Origin of the sequence: Rhodococcus sp. NPDC059969 (genome assembly GCF_042738325.1) — a bacterium.
Taxonomy (GTDB): Bacteria; Actinomycetota; Actinomycetes; order Mycobacteriales; family Mycobacteriaceae; genus Rhodococcus_F.
The window spans coordinates 651,269-672,347 of record NZ_JBHWUF010000001.1; the positions used below are offsets into that span (position 1 = coordinate 651,269).

The 21,079-nt window shown below is 61.6% G+C and carries 15 protein-coding genes; 10 read left to right on the forward strand and 5 right to left on the reverse strand.

Annotation, left to right across the window (positions count from 1 at the left end; genetic code table 11):
- Positions 1-6 precede the first annotated feature (6 nt).
- The 3 genes from ACFWAD_RS02995 to ACFWAD_RS03005 all read right to left on the reverse strand — a co-directional run bounded on the left by ACFWAD_RS02995 (position 7) and on the right by ACFWAD_RS03005 (position 3,210).
- Entirely contained in the window at positions 7-1,407 is a 1,401-nt protein-coding gene (locus ACFWAD_RS02995; RefSeq protein WP_378541267.1) for a DUF222 domain-containing protein, read from the reverse strand.
- Positions 1,408-1,527: 120 nt separating this feature from the next.
- Positions 1,528-2,439 carry a cation transporter gene (locus tag ACFWAD_RS03000; RefSeq protein WP_378541269.1) on the reverse strand — a complete coding sequence of 304 codons (912 nt, stop codon included), beginning with the start codon at positions 2,437-2,439 and terminating at the stop codon, positions 1,528-1,530.
- Between the two features lie 72 nt (positions 2,440-2,511).
- Positions 2,512-3,210, reverse strand: coding sequence for a haloacid dehalogenase type II (locus ACFWAD_RS03005; protein WP_378541271.1), 699 nt, complete (start codon positions 3,208-3,210; stop codon positions 2,512-2,514).
- Between the two features lie 110 nt (positions 3,211-3,320).
- Here ACFWAD_RS03005 and ACFWAD_RS03010 point away from each other — a divergent pair, with 110 nt between their 5' ends.
- The 3 genes from ACFWAD_RS03010 to ACFWAD_RS03020 all read left to right on the forward strand — a co-directional run bounded on the left by ACFWAD_RS03010 (position 3,321) and on the right by ACFWAD_RS03020 (position 12,496).
- Entirely contained in the window at positions 3,321-4,658 is a 1,338-nt protein-coding gene (locus tag ACFWAD_RS03010; RefSeq protein WP_095973755.1) for an amylo-alpha-1,6-glucosidase, read from the forward strand.
- Positions 4,659-4,714: 56 nt separating this feature from the next.
- Positions 4,715-5,461 carry a glycoside hydrolase family 25 protein gene (locus ACFWAD_RS03015; protein ID WP_378539838.1) on the forward strand — a complete coding sequence of 249 codons (747 nt, stop codon included), beginning with the start codon at positions 4,715-4,717 and terminating at the stop codon, positions 5,459-5,461.
- A gap of 969 nt (positions 5,462-6,430) precedes the next feature.
- The gene (locus tag ACFWAD_RS03020; RefSeq protein ID WP_378541274.1) at positions 6,431-12,496 is read left to right on the forward strand and encodes an isopeptide-forming domain-containing fimbrial protein; all 6,066 of its coding nucleotides are present in this window, start codon (positions 6,431-6,433) and stop codon (positions 12,494-12,496) included.
- 78 nt (positions 12,497-12,574) lie between these two features.
- On the opposite strand, the gene ACFWAD_RS03025 is transcribed toward ACFWAD_RS03020, so the two are convergent.
- On the reverse strand, positions 12,575-14,656 hold the full coding sequence (locus ACFWAD_RS03025; protein ID WP_378541276.1) for a PhoX family protein: 2,082 nt from the start codon (positions 14,654-14,656) through the stop codon (positions 12,575-12,577).
- 234 nt (positions 14,657-14,890) lie between these two features.
- On the opposite strand from ACFWAD_RS03025, the gene ACFWAD_RS03030 reads away from it, so the two are divergent.
- From ACFWAD_RS03030 to ACFWAD_RS03060, 7 genes are all read left to right on the forward strand, one after another.
- On the forward strand, positions 14,891-15,025 hold the full coding sequence (locus ACFWAD_RS03030) for a hypothetical protein (protein ID WP_378541278.1): 135 nt from the start codon (positions 14,891-14,893) through the stop codon (positions 15,023-15,025).
- 98 nt (positions 15,026-15,123) lie between these two features.
- Positions 15,124-16,062, forward strand: a complete 939-nt coding sequence (locus tag ACFWAD_RS03035) for an ABC transporter ATP-binding protein (protein WP_378529987.1) — start codon at positions 15,124-15,126, stop codon at positions 16,060-16,062.
- Positions 16,059-16,850, forward strand: coding sequence for an ABC transporter permease (locus tag ACFWAD_RS03040; protein ID WP_378541280.1), 792 nt, complete (start codon positions 16,059-16,061; stop codon positions 16,848-16,850). Before ACFWAD_RS03035 ends, ACFWAD_RS03040 begins: the two co-directional genes overlap by 4 nt.
- A 21-nt stretch (positions 16,851-16,871) precedes the next feature.
- The gene (locus ACFWAD_RS03045; RefSeq protein ID WP_378529991.1) at positions 16,872-18,014 is read left to right on the forward strand and encodes a sensor histidine kinase; all 1,143 of its coding nucleotides are present in this window, start codon (positions 16,872-16,874) and stop codon (positions 18,012-18,014) included.
- Positions 18,011-18,625: a DNA-binding response regulator gene (locus tag ACFWAD_RS03050; protein ID WP_378541282.1), complete on the forward strand. Its 615-nt coding sequence runs from the start codon at positions 18,011-18,013 to the stop codon at positions 18,623-18,625. The genes ACFWAD_RS03045 and ACFWAD_RS03050 overlap by 4 nt, the downstream gene beginning before the upstream one ends.
- 118 nt (positions 18,626-18,743) lie before the next feature.
- Positions 18,744-19,151 (forward strand): YciI family protein, encoded by a 408-nt coding sequence (locus ACFWAD_RS03055; protein ID WP_283377368.1) that lies wholly within the window; start codon positions 18,744-18,746, stop codon positions 19,149-19,151.
- A gap of 8 nt (positions 19,152-19,159) precedes the next feature.
- Positions 19,160-20,344 (forward strand): RNA polymerase sigma factor, encoded by a 1,185-nt coding sequence (locus tag ACFWAD_RS03060; protein ID WP_378542897.1) that lies wholly within the window; start codon positions 19,160-19,162, stop codon positions 20,342-20,344.
- Here the strand turns inward: ACFWAD_RS03060 and ACFWAD_RS03065 are convergent.
- Positions 20,330-21,076 (reverse strand): amino acid ABC transporter ATP-binding protein, encoded by a 747-nt coding sequence (locus ACFWAD_RS03065; RefSeq protein ID WP_020909781.1) that lies wholly within the window; start codon positions 21,074-21,076, stop codon positions 20,330-20,332. The two genes, ACFWAD_RS03060 and ACFWAD_RS03065, sit on opposite strands and share 15 nt — an antisense overlap.
- Positions 21,077-21,079 lie beyond the last annotated feature (3 nt).

Sequence of the window (21,079 nt, forward strand, 5' to 3'; positions counted from 1 at the left end):
CCGGGTTCAAAGCCGTGTGGTGGAGCGGCGGGGTTTCTGGTCCGGGTCGATGCCCGGTGGTGGGATGAACCAGGGCAGGTGATCTGTGCCCATTCGGATTTCCCATTGCCCGGTGAATCCGGGTTTTCGGTGCATCAGGGTGTGGTGGGATCGGCAGAGTAGGACCAGGTTGTCCATGACGGTTGGTCCTCCTTTGGCCCAGTGTTTGATGTGGTGCGCGTCGGTCCAGGCGGGGACGCAGTCGCAGCCGGGGAAGGCGCACCCTTTGTCTCGGGCGATCAGTGCGGTTCGTTGCGCCGCGGTGACAAGCCTTTTCAGTGGGCTGGCGTCGAGTGGGGCACCGTTCTCGTCGAGGAGGACGGTAGAGAGCATGCAGTCGCAGGCGATCATGCGGGTGCGGCCGACGCTCAGCGGTCCCATCCAGGGCATATGGCCGACATCGAGATCTTGCATGTCGAGATCCGGCCTGTCGAGATCCGGCATGCCAAAGTCCAGGGTGTCGAGGTCGTCACCGTCGGACGTCGAGGCATCGCCTGTTGAGTGGGCTGCGGTGGAGGCGCATTCACGGTGGTAGGCCAGGTCTTTGGCGTTGATGTGCACGTTCAGGTGTGGGCGTTGGCCGCCGTCGATGCCGGTGGCCGCGTTGTCGAGGTAGCGCCGGATGAGTTCTGCCATGGCGTCTGCGTTGCGTGTGGCGGCGGATCGTTTGTCGGGTGTGCCGTCCTCGGCGGGGGTCGGCATGGAGAGGCTGGAGAGGGCGGAGAGAAGCATTTCGCCGGTTACACCGTCGAAATCGCCTCGGACGGCGACTCTTCCGTTGAGGGTCGGGGAGATGCGGAGTTCGTTGCGGTCGGTGTCTTCGCTTGGTGGTGGGTCGTCAGATTCGAACATGTGCTCGAGGACGCTGATGGCGTAGCGCAGTTTGACGGTGGTTGCTTCGGTTCCGGATGCTGCGGCGAGGAGTGTGTCGCGGCAGTACGGTAGTGCGGCGTCGGGCATTGCCTTGGGTGGGGATTCGCAGAACGCCACGATCAGTGCTGCGTGTTCGAAAGTGAGGTCACCGGCATCGAATTGGTTCTCGATCTCGGGAAATGATCGTAGGGCTTTTCCCAGGGCTGCGATTCTTCTGCCGGCGGGGATTTGCAGCATGGTGTGGTGTGCGAGCCATTCTCCGGTGCCGCGGTAGCAGAGCACTTGTTCGTCTGGGTTCAACGTCAAGGTGTCGAGGGCGGCTACTCGAATGGCTTCCAGGCGAAGGATTTCCGCTGATGCAGCGATGGCGATTTCGCGGACGTCGGTGGGGTGCAGCCGCCACAATCGTGCGCGCACACCCACGGCGGAGCTGTTGACCACGTCGGCGACAGCATCATCGCAAGTGCCAGCGTCGTCGGTGATGTTGATCGTCATGAGAACCCCCCGTTCCACCTTCCATCTTACTCGAACAAACTTTCGAGTCAAGGGCTCTTTTTTGGGGCGCGAGGAGGAGCGCGTTGACGTGATTCTGTTGTTTGCGAGCAGATTCCGTCGCTAGAGCATCAGCGCTGGATCTGTGGTCAGTTCGATGTTCAGCCATGGTTCGTAGGGAAGGTCGGCGAGGCTGGCGGCGAACGAGCGTCGTACTGCGTCTTCACCGTCGATGTCCCAGCTGTGCGGTGCGACCATGAACGTCGCTTCGATATACAGCTTGCGACCGACTTTGCTCATCGTGAGAGTCGGTTCGTCCAAACCGAATTCGGCGCGGACGACGGTGATGGCTTCGCGGACTCGGGTCTGAACCTGTTCTCCGGGAGCGCCTTCGAGGAGTTCGATCAGTGCGGTTCGCAGAATTGCGTACGGTTGTGGGACCAACATCGCGCAGCCGAGGAGGACCAAGACAGAGTCGACGTATCGGTCGGCGTCGGAGAAATCGGTGCGGCCCAAAATCATTGCGACGACAGCGCCGACGGCAACCAGCGCGCTGAAGGCAGCCGACGCTCCCCACTGCCTGGCTTCGGCGACCAGCAGATCGGACGTGCGGTCGACTTGGCCGACGTAGCGCCAGATGACGATCGACACCACTGCGCTGACAGCGCCGTATGCCACCAACGATCCCGCGGTGACGTCGGCCCCGCCCGCGAGGATGACACGAACTGCCTCGACTGCGGCGTAGGCGAGCGTCGCCAGTAATGCCATGCCCTGGACGGCGATGACTACGGGAATCAACGCCTCTTTGCCGAACGGGAAGCGTGCGGTGGGGCCCGAGTCGGCTATCCGCGAGACCCGCAGCGACAGCGCCGTGAGCACCATTCCGATGAGGGCGTACACACCGTCGAGCAGGATCACCTGGGACTGCGAGATCCAGCCCCAGAATGCGGCGAGTACAGCCAACGCCGTCGCGACCACGAGCGAGTACCGCAGGGCCTTGCGTTCGCGGGTAGCGCTGTCCTCCTTGGTGCCCATGAATTCCAAACCGCCTGTCCGTTTCGATATTCCTTCACGTAGGAATACCAGCAACGACGCGCGGGCACGGCATCAGAGCACCAATTGCGCTGCCAGATCGAGAAAGTCCTCGGCGTTGATGTCGAACTCGTCGGAAAAAGCCACATCGGGATTGCCCTCGGCTCCGAATTCGAGGGGTCGGGCGATGAAGGCGGTGCGGAATCCGAGAGCTTTGGCCGCCCGGATGTCGTATTTGTGGCTGGCAACCATCATGATCTCGGCCGGGTCGTAGCCGAGGTATCGAGCAGCCAGGTGGTAGATCTTCGGATCGGGTTTGAACACGCCGGCCATCTCGGCGGTGAAGACGGCATGCCAGGGCAGGTTTCCGTGCCGCGAGATGCTGACTGCAGCGTTCACGTCGGCGTTGGACAAGGCAGCGACGGTGTACTGCTGACGCAGGGTTGTCAGACCAGCGACGGTGTCCGGCCACGGGTCCAGGAATTTCCAGGCGGCGGTGAGTTCTTCTTGTTCCGCGTCGGAAAGTTCGATGTTCTCGCGGGCCAACAGCTTGCGCAGAGCCTCGCGATACACCGAATGCACTGTCACCCACTCGCCTGTAGCGTCGCCGACCTCGGAGGTGTTCGCGAAGTATTCAGCGCGCCAGAGATTGACGAATCGCGACCAGTCGACGTCGGCGTCGGTGATTCGACGGGCCTCTCGGCACAGTGTGCTGTGAAAATCGGTCGCTGTGCCCTGCACGTCGAACAGCAGTGCTTTGATCTTCTCGCGCACTAGGCCTCCACTCCGAGATCACCTGACGGACTTCCTTCATTATTGCGGCTGCGGCGCCGGATTCGTGCTCGGTGAGCGCAAAGGCTCGACGCGTCGCAAAATAGACATCTATGGCCGACCGCGGATTCACCCCGACTCAGCTCGCCGCCCGAGCTGCCTACCTGCTGCGCGGAAACGACTTGGGCACGATGACCAGCGCCGCCCCGAAGCTGTATCCCCACATGTGGAGCTGGGACGCGGCGTTCGTCGCGGTAGGTTTGGCGCCGCTCAGCGTCGAGCGGGCGGTGGTAGAGCTCGATACTTTGCTCTCTGCTCAGTGGAAGAACGGGATGATTCCGCACATCGTGTTCGCGAACGGTGTCGACGGCTACTTCCCCGGCCCGACGCGGTGGGACGTCAACGCCTTGGCTGCGCACGCGCCTCTGGGTACCGCTACATCGGGAATCACCCAACCCCCCGTCCACGCGATTGCGGTGCAGCGGATTCTCGATCATTCGCGTCGGCACGGACGTACGACGCGTGCGGTCGCGGAAGAGTTCCTCGACCGGCGCTGGAGCGATCTGGTTCGGTGGCACCGGTGGTTGGCGGAGGCCCGCGATCTCGACGGCAACGGCCGTATCGCGCTCTATCACGGGTGGGAATCGGGGATGGACAACTCTCCGCGGTGGGATCTGGCGTACGCGAATGTTGTTGCGGGACAAGTGCCTGCGTATCAGCGTGCTGATCTCGCTGTGGTGACGGACCTGTCTCAGCGTCCCACGGATCACGAATACGACCGCTACCTTTGGCTTCTCGAAGAGATGAAGGCCGTGCGGTACGAGGACTCTCAGCTCGCCACGGCCATGAGTTTTGCCGTCGAGGACGTGTTTGTCAGTGCAGTCTTCTCGATGGCATGCGACGTCTTGGCAACTATCGGTGAGGAGCATTCGCGGCCGAACTCCGACGTCCGTGATCTGCGCGGTTGGGCAGATCGATTCCGGCAGGGCGTGATTGCCACCACCGATGAACGATCAGGTGCAGCAAAGGATTTCGATCTTCGCACTGGACGGTGGGTTCATACCGAGACCATCGCGATGTTTGCGCCGTTGCTGTGCGGCGGCCTGAGCCGCGATGCCGAGCGCGCTCTGTTGCGCACTTTCGAGGGGCCCAAATTCTGTGGTCACCCGGACATGCGGTTTGCTGTCCCGCCGTCCACGTCTCCGGTTTCCGGTGATTTTCGCCCGCGCGAGTATTGGCGTGGCCCGGTGTGGCCGGTCATCACGTGGTTGTTCTCGTGGGCGTTCGCGCGCCGGGGTTGGGCCGAGCGATCGCACGTCTTGCGTTCTGAGGGGTTGAGACAGGCCAGCGACGGCACATTTGCCGAGTACTACGAGCCTTTCACCGGAGAACCGTTGGGGAGTATGCAACAGTCGTGGACGGCGGCGGCCGTTCTCGACTGGCTCGGTTGAGTGAACATTCGCTGAATTAGCGGACAAAACGGACCAATCAACCTTACTCTCGGGAAATGGCCGAGCGACGGATCGTCAGGACACTGGGCAAGTTCACTCCGATCGCGATGGCTGCTGCCATCGCGATCACGGCACCTGGCCTCGCCGCTGCCGACGCTCCCCGCGGCCCGGACGTCTCTTCGTGGCAGCACGTGGACGGAACCGGAATCGACTGGTTCCAGGTCAAGGCGTCAGGGCACGAGTTCGCGATGGTCAAGGCCACCGAGTCGCTCAACTACGTCAATCCGTACTTCATCCAGGATTGCCTGGTCATGCGTGCTGCCGGCGTCTCACGCGGGGCGTACCACTATGCGGATGTTCGACAATCCCCCGAAGCTCAGGCCGCCTTCTACTCGGCGATCGTCTTGGGTATCAACGGACCTGGTGACCTGCCGCCCGTTCTGGATCTCGAGGATGCAAAGGGACTGCCCGCCGGACAGGTCATCGACTGGACTCATCGCTACCTGAATACAGTCCAGGCACTTACCGGGCGGCAGCCCATCATTTACACGTACCCCAACTTCTGGCGCACTCAGATGGCCAACACGACCGAGTTCAACCACTACCCGCTGTGGATCGCTGACTACAACGGGCAGAATGCCCCGGGGCCGCTACCCGGTGGTTGGTCCAACTGGACTTTCTGGCAGTACACCAGCACCGGACGCATCCCCGGTATCAATGGGAATACCGACATCAACGTCTACAGCGGAGCCCAGGGCGATTTCGATCGCTACGCCAACAGTGTGGGGTTCGGTAGCAGCTAGATTCTGCTGCTAGGCCTCGCTGCCCGTTTCGGGCCCTTCTGCCCTCGAAGTATCCATCTCGGGGCATGTGGAAGGGCCCTTTTTGGCGTCTTTACGACGCTTGGTTGATTAGTCCGGTTGTTGCTCTCCGGTTACGAGAATTCTGCCGAAGGGTAGCCGGGTTGCTGAACATCCGACCAGCTGAGCGTGATTAAAAAGTAACTGCGTCGGAAAACGAGCGAAACTTCCTCGCGGGAAAAAGCCGAAAAAGGACTTGAGGTTCGGTCCGAATCGAGGGTGGCCGTCCGGTTTCTATCAAATTCGGCGCGTTGCTACTCAAATATCGGGACTTCATCGCGCTTCGTTACCAGCCGCCGTGGCTGGGCTCGATCGGAGTCAGTTCATTTAATTTCGGGGGCTCGCGCGGTCGCCGGGGCCCTATTCGGTTCCGTTCGTCTGCTCCTTGTTTAAGTCGACGCGATGCGCCAAACAGGCGTTATAGATATCGGTCATTTGTCCAGATTTAACTTCCGCTCGCGGTTGTCGATCGTCCGGTCTGTTCAGCCAAAAACGTCGAAATCAACGTAAGCGTCACAGTGGTGAGCCCAATCGGCCGAATTGTCCGTCTGAACAACTCCGCTCGACGCAGCTTGTCCGATCTACGAACGAAAACGTCAAACGGTCCGCTTTGTCTCCCTTTCGATGGGCAAGCTCCCGGTTATCTGTTATCTTGATTCAGATAACTGGAAGGTTGCTCTCGATTTGCATGGATTTCGAGGGCCAAGGTCCTGTTCAGGGCGGCTCTTCCAACACACAGGTGTTTCCGAAGAGGAGCTCGAATGACAGGACCGGCAGCAGCGTCCGGTGCGAGGTTGATCAGCCGAATGCAGGCACATCGACCCGAACCAACCGATCAATCGGGAGTTCGCGCCAGCGCTCTCGCATCTCCGTCCACTGAACATCGATCAGGCACATCCTGGGGAGTAAGAAATGCCTAACGACTTACCGCCGACTAGGTCGGTCATCTTCACCGCAGGGCTACCGCCCTGGGTGCGAGCGTGGACGGTGGTATGGACCGCCATCGCGATGATTCTCGGTATCTCCGGCGCGACGGCGGTCGTTGCGTCCGCACAACCGGCTACCACGCTCGGCGGTCCCGTACAGGCTCAGGCACCGGCTCGCACCGCTGTTCTTCCTGACGAACAGCCGGCAAAGGGCTGCGCGTTCAGCACCCCTGGTACCGGTCCGTTCTCGCAGAACATCTGCTGGATCGATATGTCGACGCTCAATGTGACCACGGCTGCTTCTGCGGCCGGGCAGTCGATGGAAATCCAGCTCACCGACGGCTACAAGATCAGCTTCAAGGCTTTCCTCACCGACTCGGTAGCGGGTAAGACTCACCAGGGAATCGAAACTAGAGCTTTCCCCACGTTGAGCTATGCGGCGTTGGGAACTTCCGCGTACACGGGTGTGCCGACGACGATCAAGCCGGCGATCTACCAGACGTCGTCCGTGAATGGACAGTCTGGCGGAACGGTGTCGCTGAAGAACATCGTGATGACGGGGCCGAATGGCCCTGTCAACAACTACGGTCTCGTAGCAGCCGACGCTGAGTCGACAGACGCGAATGTGAACCGTACTAACGACCGTGAATTCCTCACTTTCAGTTCGGACAAGTCTCTGCGTCAGATTGCACGTACCGTCGGTGCCGATGCTCCTGGCTACCCCGGAATTCAGGCCTGCGACGGTGGGCTGACAGCTATGCCCGCCACCACTGTGCGATGCGATTCGTGGAACTACGTCAATGGCCAAGAACGCTCGCCCGGAACGCTGGTCGTCGCATCGACTGCTCCGACAAGTTTCGCAGCCACTTTCGGAAATACCGTTCAGGACACCTCGCGTCAGGGTCTGGCGTTCGGTGTGCTGCTGTCGAAGGTCAAGATCGACAAGGACCTCACGCGCGTGACCCCCGGTGACGATTTCACTATCGGCATGAGCACCGGACACCACGCTGATGCGGGCGCCGCTGCAGCTACCGAGATCAAGAGCACCACAACCGGCGCTACTGATACGACGGCGTCGACTGGCTGGCGGACGCTCCTCGCAGATACGACACCTACTCCTGTCACGTTCTGGGAGAAGCCCACTACCTCGGCGACCAAGACCGCGAACTACGCGACGTCATGGGATTGCCAGGTAAACGGCGTGACCCAGTCACTCAGGGTCGGTGACGTTGCGCAGGCAGCACTTACACCGGGTGACAACGTGTACTGCAAGGTCAAGAACACCCCGGTTCTTGTGAAGAAGTCGTCGTCACCACCTACCGGTGAGACGGTCAATATCGGTCAAACAATCACCTACACTCTGAATTTCGAGAATCCCGGAACTGCTCCGGCGACGATCGACTACACGGACTACCTCGCTGACGTCATCGACGACGGAACTGTCGCGCTCGGGGCCGCAACCGGCGGACTCACCGCCGCATTGAATGGCACCGACAAGATCAAGGTCGGCGGCACGTTGCCGGCCGGCGGCAAGGGGACAGTCACATACACCGTCACTGTCAAAGATGGCGGCAACAAAGTCCTGAACAACTATCTGGTTCCGGGGACTACAACTCCTCCCACAACATGTGATCCTGCAACCAATCTCTGCACGACGCATCCCATGCCTGGTTTCACGCTGACCAAGACGGCGGATCCGGCTTCCGGTTCGACGGTTCAGGCCGGCGACACCATTACGTACACCGTTACCGGCGCAAACACCGGTAAGACGGCCCTGACTCCCGCGACGATCACTGATGATCTGAGCGCTGTTCTCAATAATGCTGCTGTCGTTCCCGGTTCGCTGAAGGCGACCGTCGACGGTGCTCCTGTTGCTGCTCCGACATTGTCGGGCAGCACTTTGTCGTGGTCCGCGAATCTTCAGGCAGGCAAGTCTGTTGTTCTCACCTATCAGGTGAAGGTCAACGCCGGTGTTGCCGCGGGCACGGTTCTGAACAACAAGGTCACCGGTACTGCGAAGCCGCCGACGGGTCCGGACATCACTCCTCCGCCGGTGGAGACGAATCACTCTGTTCCCGGCTTCACCTTGGAGAAGACTGCTGATCCGATTTCCGGCTCGACGGTTCAGGCGGGCGAGTCGATCAAGTACACCGTCACCGGCACCAACACCGGCAAGACGAAGCTCGATCCGGTCAAGATCAATGACGATCTGGGTGCGGTCCTCAATAATGCTGCTGTCGTTCCTGGTTCGCTGAAGGCGACCGTCGACGGTTCTCCTGTTGCTGCTCCGACTCTGTCGGGCACCACGCTCTCGTGGACCGGTGTTCTCGAAGCCGGCAAGTCTGTTGTCCTCACCTACGAGGTGAAGGTCAACGACGGTGTTGCCGCGGGCACGGTTCTGAACAACAAGGTCACCGGTACTGCGAAGCCGCCGACGGGTCCGGACATCACTCCTCCGCCGGTGGAGACGAATCACTCTGTTCCCGGTTTCACTGTCGCGAAGACTGCTGATCCGGCCTCGGGTACCGGTGTCAATGCTGGTCAGACGATCACGTACACAGTAACGGGCACGAACACCGGTAAGACAACGCTTGATCCGGTGGTATTGACCGATGATCTGTCGAAGGTTCTCGACAAGGCGACGCTCGTTGCCGGTTCGCTCAACGCGACGGTCGATGGTGCTCCTGCTGCTGCTCCGACCCTCTCGGGCACGACGCTCACGTGGACTGGTGTTCTCGAGGCTGGTAAGTCGGTTGTTCTGACCTATCAGGTGAAGGTCAACGACGGTGTTGCCGGTGGCACACTGATCAACAACAAGGTGACCGGTACTGCGAAGCCGCCGACGGGTCCGGAGATCACTCCTCCGCCGGTGACGACGGAGCATCCGGTCCTGGCACCGAAGATTGCTGTGGTGAAGTCTTCTGATCCGGCGTCGGGTTCGAATGTGGTTGCCGGTCAGGACATCAAGTACACGTTGACGTTCTCGAACACCGGTAGTGGTGCGGGTGAGGTCGCGTACTTCGACGATTTGCGTCAGGTTGTGGACAAGGCTGCCTTGAGTGGTTTGACGGCTGAGGCTCCGTTGGCGGCGACGATGGTCGGCAGCGATGGTTTCTCGGTGACGGGAACATTGGCGGCCGGCGAGAGCAAGACGGTCACGTACACGGTGAAGGTCAATGCCGATGTGGTCGGTGGGGTGTTCGTGAACAACTTCGTTGTTCCGGGTACGACTCCGCCGGTGGATCCTCCGGAGGTGTGTGATCCGGCGACGCAGCTGTGCACGACGCATCCGGTGGTTTCTCCGAAGATTGCTGTGGTGAAGTCCTCTGATCCGGCATCTGGTTCGAATGTTGTTGCCGGTCAGGACATCAAGTACACGCTCACGTTCTCGAACACCGGTAGCGGTGCGGGTGAGGTCGCGTACTTCGACGATCTGCGTGGTCTGCTCGACGATGCTGATCTGGTTGCGGGCAGCTTGTCTGCTCAGGATCCGTTGGCTGCTGCGATGGTCGGCAGCGATGGTTTCTCGGTGACGGGAACCCTCGGCGCTGGTGAAACGAAGACGGTGACGTACACGGCGAAGGTCAAGGCTGATGCCGATCGTGTTGCAGCGAATGCCGACAACACGGTGCTCAACTTCGTTGTTCCGGGTACGACTCCGCCGGTTGATCCTCCGGAGGTGTGTGATCCGGCGACGCAGCTGTGCACGACGCATCCGGTGGTGTCTCCGAAGATTGCTGTGGTGAAGTCTTCTGATCCGGTATCTGGTTCGAATGTTGTTGCCGGTCAGGACATCAAGTACACGCTTACGTTCTCGAACACCGGTAACGGTGCGGGTGAGGTTGCGTACTTCGATGATCTGCGTCAGGTCGTGGACAAGGGTGCATTGAGTGGTTTGACTGCTGATGCTCCGTTGGCTGCGACGATGGTCGGTAGCGATGGTTTCTCGGTGACGGGAACCCTCGGCGCTGGTGAAACGAAGACGGTGACGTATTCGGTGAAGGTCAATGCCGATGTGGTTGGTGGGGTGTTCGTGAACAACTTCGTTGTTCCGGGTACGACTCCGCCGGTTGATCCTCCGGAGGTGTGTGATCCGGCGACGCAGCTGTGCACGACGCATCCGGTTCAGGTTCCGGGGTTCACGGTCGCGAAGACCGCTGATCCGGTGTCGGGGACGAATGTTGCTGCTGGCCAGACCATCACGTACACGGTGACCGGTGCCAATACGGGTAACACGACTCTTGATCCGGTGGTGTTGACCGATGATCTGTCGAAGGTTCTCGACAACGCCGCTCTGGTGGACGGTTCGCTCAAGGCAGTAGTCGATGGTGTCGACGCGACTGCTCCGACGCTCGAAGGCACCACGCTCTCGTGGACCGGTGCACTTCAGGCCGGTAAATCCGTTGTCCTGACCTACCAGGTGAAGGTCAATGCCGGTGTTGCCGGTGGCACGCTGATCAACAACAAGGTGACCGGTACTGCGAAGCCGCCGACGGGTCCGGAGATCACTCCTCCGCCGGTCACGACGGAGCATCCGGTTGATGTTCCGGGGTTCACGGTCGCGAAGACTGCGGATCCGGTGTCGGGTTCGAATGTTGCTGCTGGCCAGACGATCACGTACACGGTGACCGGTGCCAATGCGGGTAACACGACTCTTGATCCGGTGGTGTTGACCGATGATCTGTCGAAGGTTCTCGACAACGCCGCTCTGGTGGACGGTTCGCTCAAGGCAGTAGTCGACGGCGTCGACGCGACTGCTCCGACTCTGTCGGGCACGACGCTTTCGTGGTCGGGTGCACTTCGGGCTGGTAAGTCGGTGGTCCTGACCTATCAGGTGAAGGTCAATGCCGGTGTTGCCGGTGGCTCGTTGATCAACAACAAGGTCACCGGTACTGCGAAGCCGCCGACGGGTCCGGATATCACTCCGCCGCCGGTCACGACCGAACACCCGGTTGATGGCACTCCCGCAATCGAGGTACTGAAGTCCTCTGATCCGTCCACCACGAACCGTGTGGTTGCCGGCCAGGAGATCACGTACACGCTCACGTTCACGAATGTGGGCACCGCGGATGGTGAGGTCAGCTTCTACGACGATCTGACCGATGTTCTCGACGATGCAGTCATGACGAAGAATCCGGTTACCACTTCCACGCTGGTTGTTTCGGGCGTCGTCGACAACGTCTTCACGGTCACCGGCACGCTGGCCAAGGGTGCGAGCGCGACGGTGACGTACACCGTCAAGGTCAATCCCGAGATCGGAACGTTGTCGGGTCCCGGATTCACTCCGGGTGTCCTGAACAACTACCTGGTGGTTGGTGGCGAGAACCCGCCGGTGGACTGTGTCCCGGGCGACGCTCTCTGCACCGAACACCCGATTGACCCGCCGGAGACCACCACTACGGTGCCGCCGACGACCACCACCACGACGCCGCCGGTCACGACGGAGCCTTGTGTTCCTCCGACGACGACCACGCGGATGGTTCCGACCACAACGGCTGCGACGACGACGGCTAGCGCGATCACTACTGGTGATGCTGATGTGACCGGTACGGAGGAATCCGCCCTCACGGAGGAGACCACCACGGAGGAGACCACCACAGAGGAAACCACGACGGAAGAAGTTGTCGCGGAGGAGATTGTGGATCCGTGTGGCGTGACGACAACTACGCCGCCGACGACAACGACGCCGGTCACGACAGTTCCGCCGACCACGACGGTTCCGACCACGACGGTGCCGGTTACACCGACGATCATCATTCCCCCGATCGTCGTTGTTCCTCCGATCGTCGTACCGCCGACGGTTCCGGGTCAGCCGGTTCCGAGCACGGTTCCGGGACGGCCGAAGCCGCCGACGGCAACCCCGGGTCAGCCCGGTCAGCCGAAGTCGCCGACGTCTACTCCTCAGGGCGGAACGATCAACTCGGGTGGTGGCGCTGGTGAGAGTGGCGTGAATACCACGTTGCTCGCAGCAGGTGGATTGGTTCTGCTGCTGGCGCTGGGAACGGGTGTTGTTCTCCTGACGCGTAAGCGTCGCGAGGATGGTGACAACTGATTCCCTTGAGAATCTGAGGTAAACGACGTGGGGTAGATCGCAAAGTATGCGATCTGCCCCACGTCGTTTTCGTGCGTATTACGAGCCGAGCCGAGATCCGTCCTTCTTCCAGGCTGCAACTACCGACGGGCGAGGCTGGGAGGAACCACCGTCGGGCCAATGGGATGCGGGGCTTTCGATGCTGGCGTCGTCGGTCTCGCCGGGGTGCTGGACGCAGACGATGACGCGCTTCTCGTCCACAATCGGTCCGCAGGTTTCGGCGCCGACGGGGACGGTGAGGAACTGCTTTGTCTCACCACGATTTTCGCCTTCGAGAACAACACTGAACAGTCCGTCGTTGGACTTGAGTGCGTTGCCGTCGGTGGAGATCCACAGGTTTCCGTGCGGGTCGAAGGCAAGGTTGTCCGGGCACGAGATGGGGCTGACCTTGCTCTTGTCGAATCCACCGAAGTAGGTGTCGGCTGTGGCTGGATCACCGCAGACGAGTAGGAGATTCCAGCCGAAGGTGGTGCCGGCGTGGTCGTCGGTGATTTCGAGGACCTGGCCGTTCTTGTTGTTGTTGCGCGGGTTCGCCTCGTCGGCCGCTGCGCCACCGTCGACGCCGCGCTTGGTGTTGTTGGTCAGCGCGACGTAAACCTTGCCGCTCTTCGGGTTTGCCTCGAAGTCCTCGGGGCGGTCCATCTTCGTTGCCCCGACCTTGTCGCCGGCCTGGCGGGTGAAGACGGCTACCTCTTCGGCGCTCATGCCGTCGACCAGCGATTCGCCCTTGCCGTCTTCGCCGGTGCGCAGGATGGCCACCCACTCACCGCTTCCGTCGAACTTGCCGTCCGAGGGGAGCTTGCCGCTGCCGTCGATCTCGCCGACAGAGTTTCCACTGAGCTTGGCGACGTACAGCGTTCCGGCGTCGAGCAGAGTCATGTTGTGACGCATGGCTGCTTGACTCTTGCCTTCCTGCATCTTTCGGCTTGAGACGAACTTGTACATGTAGTCGAAGCGCTCGTCGTCGCCGCTGTAAGCAACGACGGTGCCGTCCGACGTGATGTAAATGGTGGCGGCTTCGTGCTTGAAACGTCCGAGCGCTGTGTGCTTGATCGGAGTGGACGACGGATCCCAGGGATCAATCTCGACGACGTATCCGAATCGGTTGACCTCGTTGGGTTCTGCGACCAGATCGAACCGCTTGTCGAAGCGTTCCCACTTGCGCTCGGAAGCGGCGCCGGCAAGACCGTAGCGCTTCAGCCGCGCTGCAACCGTGGGATCGGTGACGCCCTCGGCGTTCGCGAAGTACTGGTTGAAGTTCTCTTCGCCGGAAAGCACTGTGCCCCAAGGTGTGACGCCGCCCGCGCAGTTGTTGAGGGTGCCGAGCACTTTGGTTCCGGTGGGATCGGCGCTCGTCTTGAGGAAGTCGCTACCTGCAGCGGGGCCGGTCACGACAAATTCCGTGGTTCCGGTGATGCGGCGGTTGTTCGATCCGATCTCCGGCACCAGCTTGCCGTTGTCGGATTCTCCCTTGACCTGGACGACCGACAGTCCGTGGCTGGCCAAGCCGATCTTGAACTGCTCCTCGGTCGGGTTCTCCGCATCGTAGCCGCGGAACATCGCGGGCTCGGTGGAGTATTCGTGGTTGACCACGAGTAGGTAGGTGTTGGGCTGTCCGTCGACCGGAAGCAATCCGGCGAAGTCGTTGTTGAATCCGAACTGCAGTTCCTGCGCTGCCGCAGTCTGCTTGTCGAAGTCGAAAGCCGGGGCACCGGCGAGAACGGCGTCACCCCAGCGAATCACGACGGCCTGATCGTATCCGTCAGGGACGGTGACCTTGTCTTCCTTGTTGGGAGCGACAGCGCTGAAGTTCGTTCCCGCCGGTGTCGATCCGCTGCTGCTGCCACTCGCCGAACCGGTTCCCGGTTCGGCGCTTGCAGATTCGTCCGAACAGGCGACGAGGGCACTGCCGGCCCCCACCGCGAGGACCGCCATGCCGCTGCCCCGGAGCATGCCGCGACGAGTCAACGCCGTGCGTGCGATGTCGCGAAAGTACTCGCCGCCCGAGGCGTTGGGGACCTCGTGAGAGCACGCATTTCCGCACTTGTACTGGCAGGTGATCGACGCGCGTGCAGACACGCCGTCGTGTTTGACGAACAAGGCCAAAGGCTTGATAGCCACCGTGAACTCCCGAGATTCGATGTACGGACTTCGGGAACCGTAGAAGATCTAAGCAAGGGTAAAGGAACGTAAAAATGAACGGCAAACCAACGAGGTGACCCTTACCCGCGGTTTACGACGCGTCCCCGCGGGGACGTCGCATGACATTTGTCATCGCCGATCCATGACGGCTTCACCGCAGGTGATGACGCTGTGCACTGTTCTCGGCTCTGACTTCCCGCGAAGCTTGGATGCATGAGAGAACCACATGAGGGAAGCCTCCTGACGGACCTGATGGACATCGGACCCGCACCCACGATGGGCCGCGAACTTGTAGTGATCGTCGTGAATATCGCGATCATCGGAGTGCTGTTCGCGATCATCGGCTAAAATCCCGTGTTCTGGATTCTTGTTGCCGCTCTCGCTGTCTATGCGGGTATCCGATTCGTGATCGGACTGCGCGGCTGGAACCGAGAGGAGGCGCAGCGATGAAGGGCGATCCCGTGATCGACGTTGTCGGAATGTCGCGGCGCTACGGCTCGGGCAAGGATGCGTTCGATGCTGTCCGCAATCTTGATCTGAGTGTCCAGGAAGGCGAGTTGTTCGGCCTCCTCGGAACTAACGGTGCCGGCAAGACATCCACTCTCGAAGTGATTCAGGGTCTTTCGCGAGCCAGTGCGGGTACCGTGCGCGTTCTGGGGATGGATCCGGTGCGCAACCGCAAGCAGATTCGCCCGTCACTGGGCATCATGCTTCAGAAGGGCGGTCTTCCCCAAGATCTCACTGCCCGTGAGAGTTTGGCGATGTGGGCAGGAACCTGCTCGAATCCACTTCCCGTCGACGAGGTCCTCGAGCGCGTGGACATGCGTGACCGTGGCGATACCCGCGTGAAGTTCCTCTCGGGAGGTGAAGCGCGCCGACTGGACCTGGCATGCGCGATCATCGGCCGTCCCCTCGTCCTATTTCTCGACGAACCGACTACCGGACTGGACCCCGAAAGTCGTCGTAACACTTGGCAATTGATCGCTGACTTAAAAGCGTCGGGCGTCACCATCATGTTGACGACACACTACCTGGACGAGGCCGAGTCCCTGTGCGACCAGTTGGCGATCATGCACCGAGGATCGGTGGTGCGCAGCGGAACCGTGGCGGACGTCGTCGCGGATCATCCCGCCCAGATCAAACTGCACCGCCCAGGTCTTCCGCTCCCAGCGCTGGCCGGCGCCGAGGTACGCGTCGAAAACGATCTGGTGGTGATCACCACTCGCACAGTGCAGGAGACTCTGACGGAACTGCTGCTGTGGGCACAGCACAACAACATCCTGCTGACCGGGCTGGATGCCCGCGCGGCATCCCTGGAGACCGTATTCCTCTCCATTGCAGACCAATTCGATCATCACGCAACTCTCGAAGGAGCGTCGGCATGAACCGCATAGCAACCCTGTCTCGTTCGGAGTTCACGCTCCTGGGACGAAATCGACTGTTGCTCTTCAACGCAATCGTCCTCCCGTTGATCTTTCCCGTGGGGATGCTGTACCTCTCACGCGATGGCGGGTTGTCCGACAAGTCGGTGTCGGCAGGCCTCGAGGTGTTTGCACTCTTCCTGCTCGTGTTCGTGGTCTTCTACAACCTGCTGTCGGTGTACGCGACGCGTCGTGACGAGTTGGTTCTCAAGCGACTGCGGACCGGGGAATGCAGCGACGCCGAGATCCTCGCGGGCCCGGCAGTGCCGTCGTGGGTGCTCACCGGACTGTTGACGGTGGTCATCGGCATCGCCGTGATGGTTCTCGGCGGCAGTGCTCCGGTTAATCCCGTGCTGGTGCTGGCCGCGGTGATAGGCGGCGCCGCGCTCTTCACCGCGCTGGCGTTGATCACTTCGGCCGTCACTCGGAACGCAGAAGCAGCGCAGATAACCTGCATGCCGATTCTGATTCTGGCGACGGCAGGTATGTCTTCGATCAGGAATGTCGTGCCGGACAACGTTGCTCGCATTCTCGATTTCACTCCGCTGGCCGCGGTGGTCGACCTTCTCAATCTCGGATGGCTGGGGCGGACCACTGGCGAACTGGCCGATCTGGGCGATGCGCCCGGTGCTGCGGCCGGATTTGTCGACACCTTCGGTTCGGCTGCGCAACCGCTGTTGGTCATGCTGGCGTGGATCGTCGGTTCGGTTCTGATCGCGAACGTCCACTTCCGCTGGGAACCGCGTTCGTAGAACTCTGAGAAGGTAGTGGGCATGATCGCGCAGAACTTCGGACGCTGGAATCCGAGACGGACGTGGCGAACCGCGTCGAACGTCGACAAGGTTCGCCTCTACACGCGGCAATCGTTCATCATGGTCGCAGTGGTTTTCGGTGGCTTCGGTGCGGTCACCGAGGTCGTTGCGGATCGGTATCTGTCGGGTGTCTTCCTCGGAATCAGTGCCGTTGCGTGCGTCATCGCCGTGTCTCGGATGCCTGATCTGGGCGGGATAGTGGTCAAGCCCGTCCAGATTCCTCTTGCCGTGATGACGTTGTCGGCGTTCTGTTCGGCGGGAATTGCCTTGGGAAGCAATGGCGAGAACGGCCCGTACTTCTGGCTGGCGGCAATCCTTGTGGTTCCCCTTGCCGGGTTGACGTCGTTGCGCTGGCTGATCGTGGGCTCGGTGGTCGCCGGGGTTGTCTTGGGACTGCTTGCGGGTCCGGAAAGCGGCGTGTCCGTCGGAATCGTTGCCGGCTTCATGGGGCTGACCGTCTACATGTCGGTCTGGCTGCTGCGGATGGTTACCGAATTGGACGAGGCACGCGGAGCCGCCGCTGCTCTGTCCGTCGCCGAGGAGCGGTTGCGATTTTCGCGTGATCTGCATGACGTCGTCGGGCGGGCACTGTCTGCAATTGCGGTGAAAAGTGAACTTGCAGCCACGCTTTCACGACGCGGCGACGATCGTGCCGCCGCGCAGATGGACGAAGTACGCGAACTTGCGCAAGATTCACTCGACGAAGCGCGCGAGTTGGTTCGGGGATACCGGTCCATCGCCTTGGCGTCCGAGTTGGCCGGTGCGCAGTCTTTGCTCGAGGCCGCCGGAATCTCCACCGCGATACGTGGATCGGCGGATCAACTGCCGGTGGAACTGGCCGAAGCCGCTGCCTGGGTCGTCCGTGAAGGAGTGACCAACATTCTCCGGCACTCGAGTGCTGAGAATTGCAGCATCGAGGTGTTCGCGGACGGCGTCGTGATTGCCAACGACGGCGCACGTATCGCAGAGCCGAACAACGGAACCGGCCTGAACGGATTGCGCGAGCGCGTCGGCGCCGTCGGAGGAACTGTCGAAACCGTCCAGGACGAAGATCGCTTCACCCTCACCGCCCACTTTCCGTCCCGAACGAAGGAGTCTCGGTGACCGAGCCGATCAAGGTACTGCTGGCCGACGACGAGAACCTGATCCGCTCGGCTCTGGCCATGATGTTGTCGCTCGAAGACGACATCGTTGTCGTAGCGGAAGCCGAATCCGGCGAGGACGCCGTGATCGCTGCTGCGAAGCATCAACCTGACGTAGCCGTGCTCGACCTTCAGATGGCCGGGATCGACGGGATCGAGACGGCGCAACAGATTGCGCAGACGGTCTCGGGGTGCGTCTCGATCATCGTGACGAGCCACGGGCGTCCCGGGTACCTGAAGAAGGCTCTGTCAGCAGGCGTCCGCGGATTTCTGCCGAAGACGACGCCCGCGGCGACGCTCGCCGAGGTGGTCCGCAGCGTCCACGGGGGCGGGCGGTACGTCGATCCGTCGTTGGCAGCCGAGGCAATCGGCGCCGGTGACTCACCGCTTACTCCGCGTGAATCGGACGTACTCGAGTACGCGGCGGACGGAGCATCCATCGAGCAGATCGCTTCCCGGGCACACCTCTCGGCAGGAACCACGCGGAACTATCTGTCGTCAGCTGTCACCAAACTCGGTGCTGCCAATCGGCACGAAGCTGCAGTGATCGCCCGCCGGCAGGGGTGGATCTAGGGCCCCGAAGCCCCGCGATGTCGAGAATAGCCCCGCGATGTCGAGAATCCCCAACTTGCTTCGTCCCTGTAGTGACGTGCGACCAGAATGGGTGGCACCGACACAGAGGAGATTCAAGATGGCCAAGTACTTGCTGCTCAAGCACTACCGCGGCGCTCCGGCTGCAGTCAACGACGTGCCGATGGACCAGTGGACACCGGAAGAGATCACAGCTCACGTGAAGTACATGCAGGATTTCGCGGATCGGCTCGAGAAGGCGGGCGAGTTCGTCGACGGTCAGGCTCTCGCTCCTGAGGGCACCTTTGTCCGGTACGACGGCGAGGGTCGTCCCCCGGTCACAGACGGCCCGTTCGCGGAGACCAAGGACCTCATTGCCGGCTGGATGGTGATCGACGTCGACAACTACGACCGAGCCGTCCAATTGGCCGGTGAGCTTTCGGCCGCACCCGGCGCCGGCGGGAAGCCGATTCACGAATGGCTCGAACTGCGTCCGTTCCTGACCGAGCCGCCGACCATCACGGACTGAGAGCTGTCATGGACGACGCCTTGCTTCGGAGTCTGACTCCGAGCGTGCTCGGCATCCTCGTTCGCCGCGGAGCAGATTTCGCGTCGGCCGAGGACGCCGTGCAGGACGCTCTGCTCGAGGCGGTCAGGGTCTGGCCGGACAACCCGCCGCGGGACCCGAAGGGCTGGCTGGTCACAGTGGCCTGGCGGCGGTTCCTCGACGGGATCCGTTCGGATGCGGCTCGTCGCAAGCGGGAGTTTCTTGTCGACGAGCAGCCAGGCGAGCAGCAAGTGAACGGGCCCGCGCCGGCAGTGGACGACACACTCCAGCTCTACTTTCTGTGCGCGCACCCGTCGTTGACGCCGTCGTCCGCCGTCGCACTCACGCTGCGCGCTGTCGGCGGGCTGACCACCCGCCAGATTGCGCAGGCCTACCTGGTGCCCGAGGCGACGATGGCTCAGCGCATCAGCCGAGCCAAGCGCACGGTCTCCGGCGTCCGGTTCGAGCAACCCGGCGATGTCGCCACCGTCCTGCGTGTCCTCTATCTGGTCTTCAACGAGGGGTACTCCGGCGACGTCGACCTGGCTGCCGAGGCCATCCGGCTCACCCGGCAGTTGGCGGCCGCGATCGATCACCCCGAGGTCGCAGGGTTGCTCGCACTGATGCTGCTCCATCACGCTCGTCGAGCCGCGCGAACTGCCGCGGACGGCAGCTTAGTTCCGCTCGCCGAGCAGGATCGCAGCCGGTGGGACACCGATTCGATTGCCGAAGGAGTCGTGATCCTCCAGGCAGCTCTCGCTCGCGACCGGCTCGGTGAGTTCCAGGCCCAGGCCGCCATTGCCGCACTCCATGCCGACGCTTTCACAGCAGACGAGACCGACTGGGTGCAGATCGTGGAGTGGTACGACGAACTCGCAGCCCTGACCGACAGCCCGATCGTCCGGCTCAACCGAGCGGTGGCCGTCGGCGAGGCGGACGGACCGCGCGCAGGCTTGGCAGCTCTTGCAGCGCTGGACGATTCACTTCCACGCCATGCCGCAGTCGAGGCCTATCTCCGTGAACGCGACGGAGACCTGGAGACGGCGGCGAGGCTGTATGCCGATGCAGCGCACAAGGCATCCAACCTCGCCGAACGTGACCATCTGATGCTTCAGGCGTCCAGGATCAATGCCCGTCGATCTCGCGCAAGCGCGCCCGAGTCAGAGAACCTGTGACAGGAACGCCTGCAGTCGATCGGTTTCGGGATCGTCGAAAAGCTGTTCCGGAGTTCCGGTTTCGACAACGGCGCCACGATCCATGAAGAGCACCTTGTCGGAAACGGAACGCGCGAAACCCATTTCGTGCGTCACGACGACCATGGTCATGCCGGACTTCGCGAGATCGGCCATCAATGCCAGAACACCCTTGACCAGCTCGGGGTCCAGAGCCGACGTCGCCTCGTCGAAGAACATGACCTCGGGCTTCATCGCCAGGGCGCGGGCAATGGCGACGCGCTGCTGCTGACCTCCCGAAAGGTTGCCGGGCCGCGAGTCGGCCTTCTCCTTGAGCCCCACCAGATCCAGCTGCTCGAGTGCGAGCGCCCGAGCCTGTTCCTTGGACAACCCTTTGAGCTTGTTCGGCCCCAGTGCGATGTTCTCGGCGACAGTCTTGTGCGGGAACAGGTTGAAGTGCTGGAACACCATGCCGATTCGCTGGCGAAGCTCGTCGGGGTTGTCCTTCAGGACGGACTTCCCGTCGAGCAGCACGTCACCCTGCTCGGGCTCGTGCAGACGGTTCAGCACCCGCAGGAGCGTCGATTTGCCCGAACCGGAGGGTCCGATGACGGTGACGGTGTTTCCGGCGTCGACGTGCAGGTTGACGCCGCGAAGCACCTTGTTGGTACCGAAGGACAGATGCAGGTCCTTGCCGGTGAGCGATACGGACTTCAGTTCAGAGCTGGTGGTCATGTC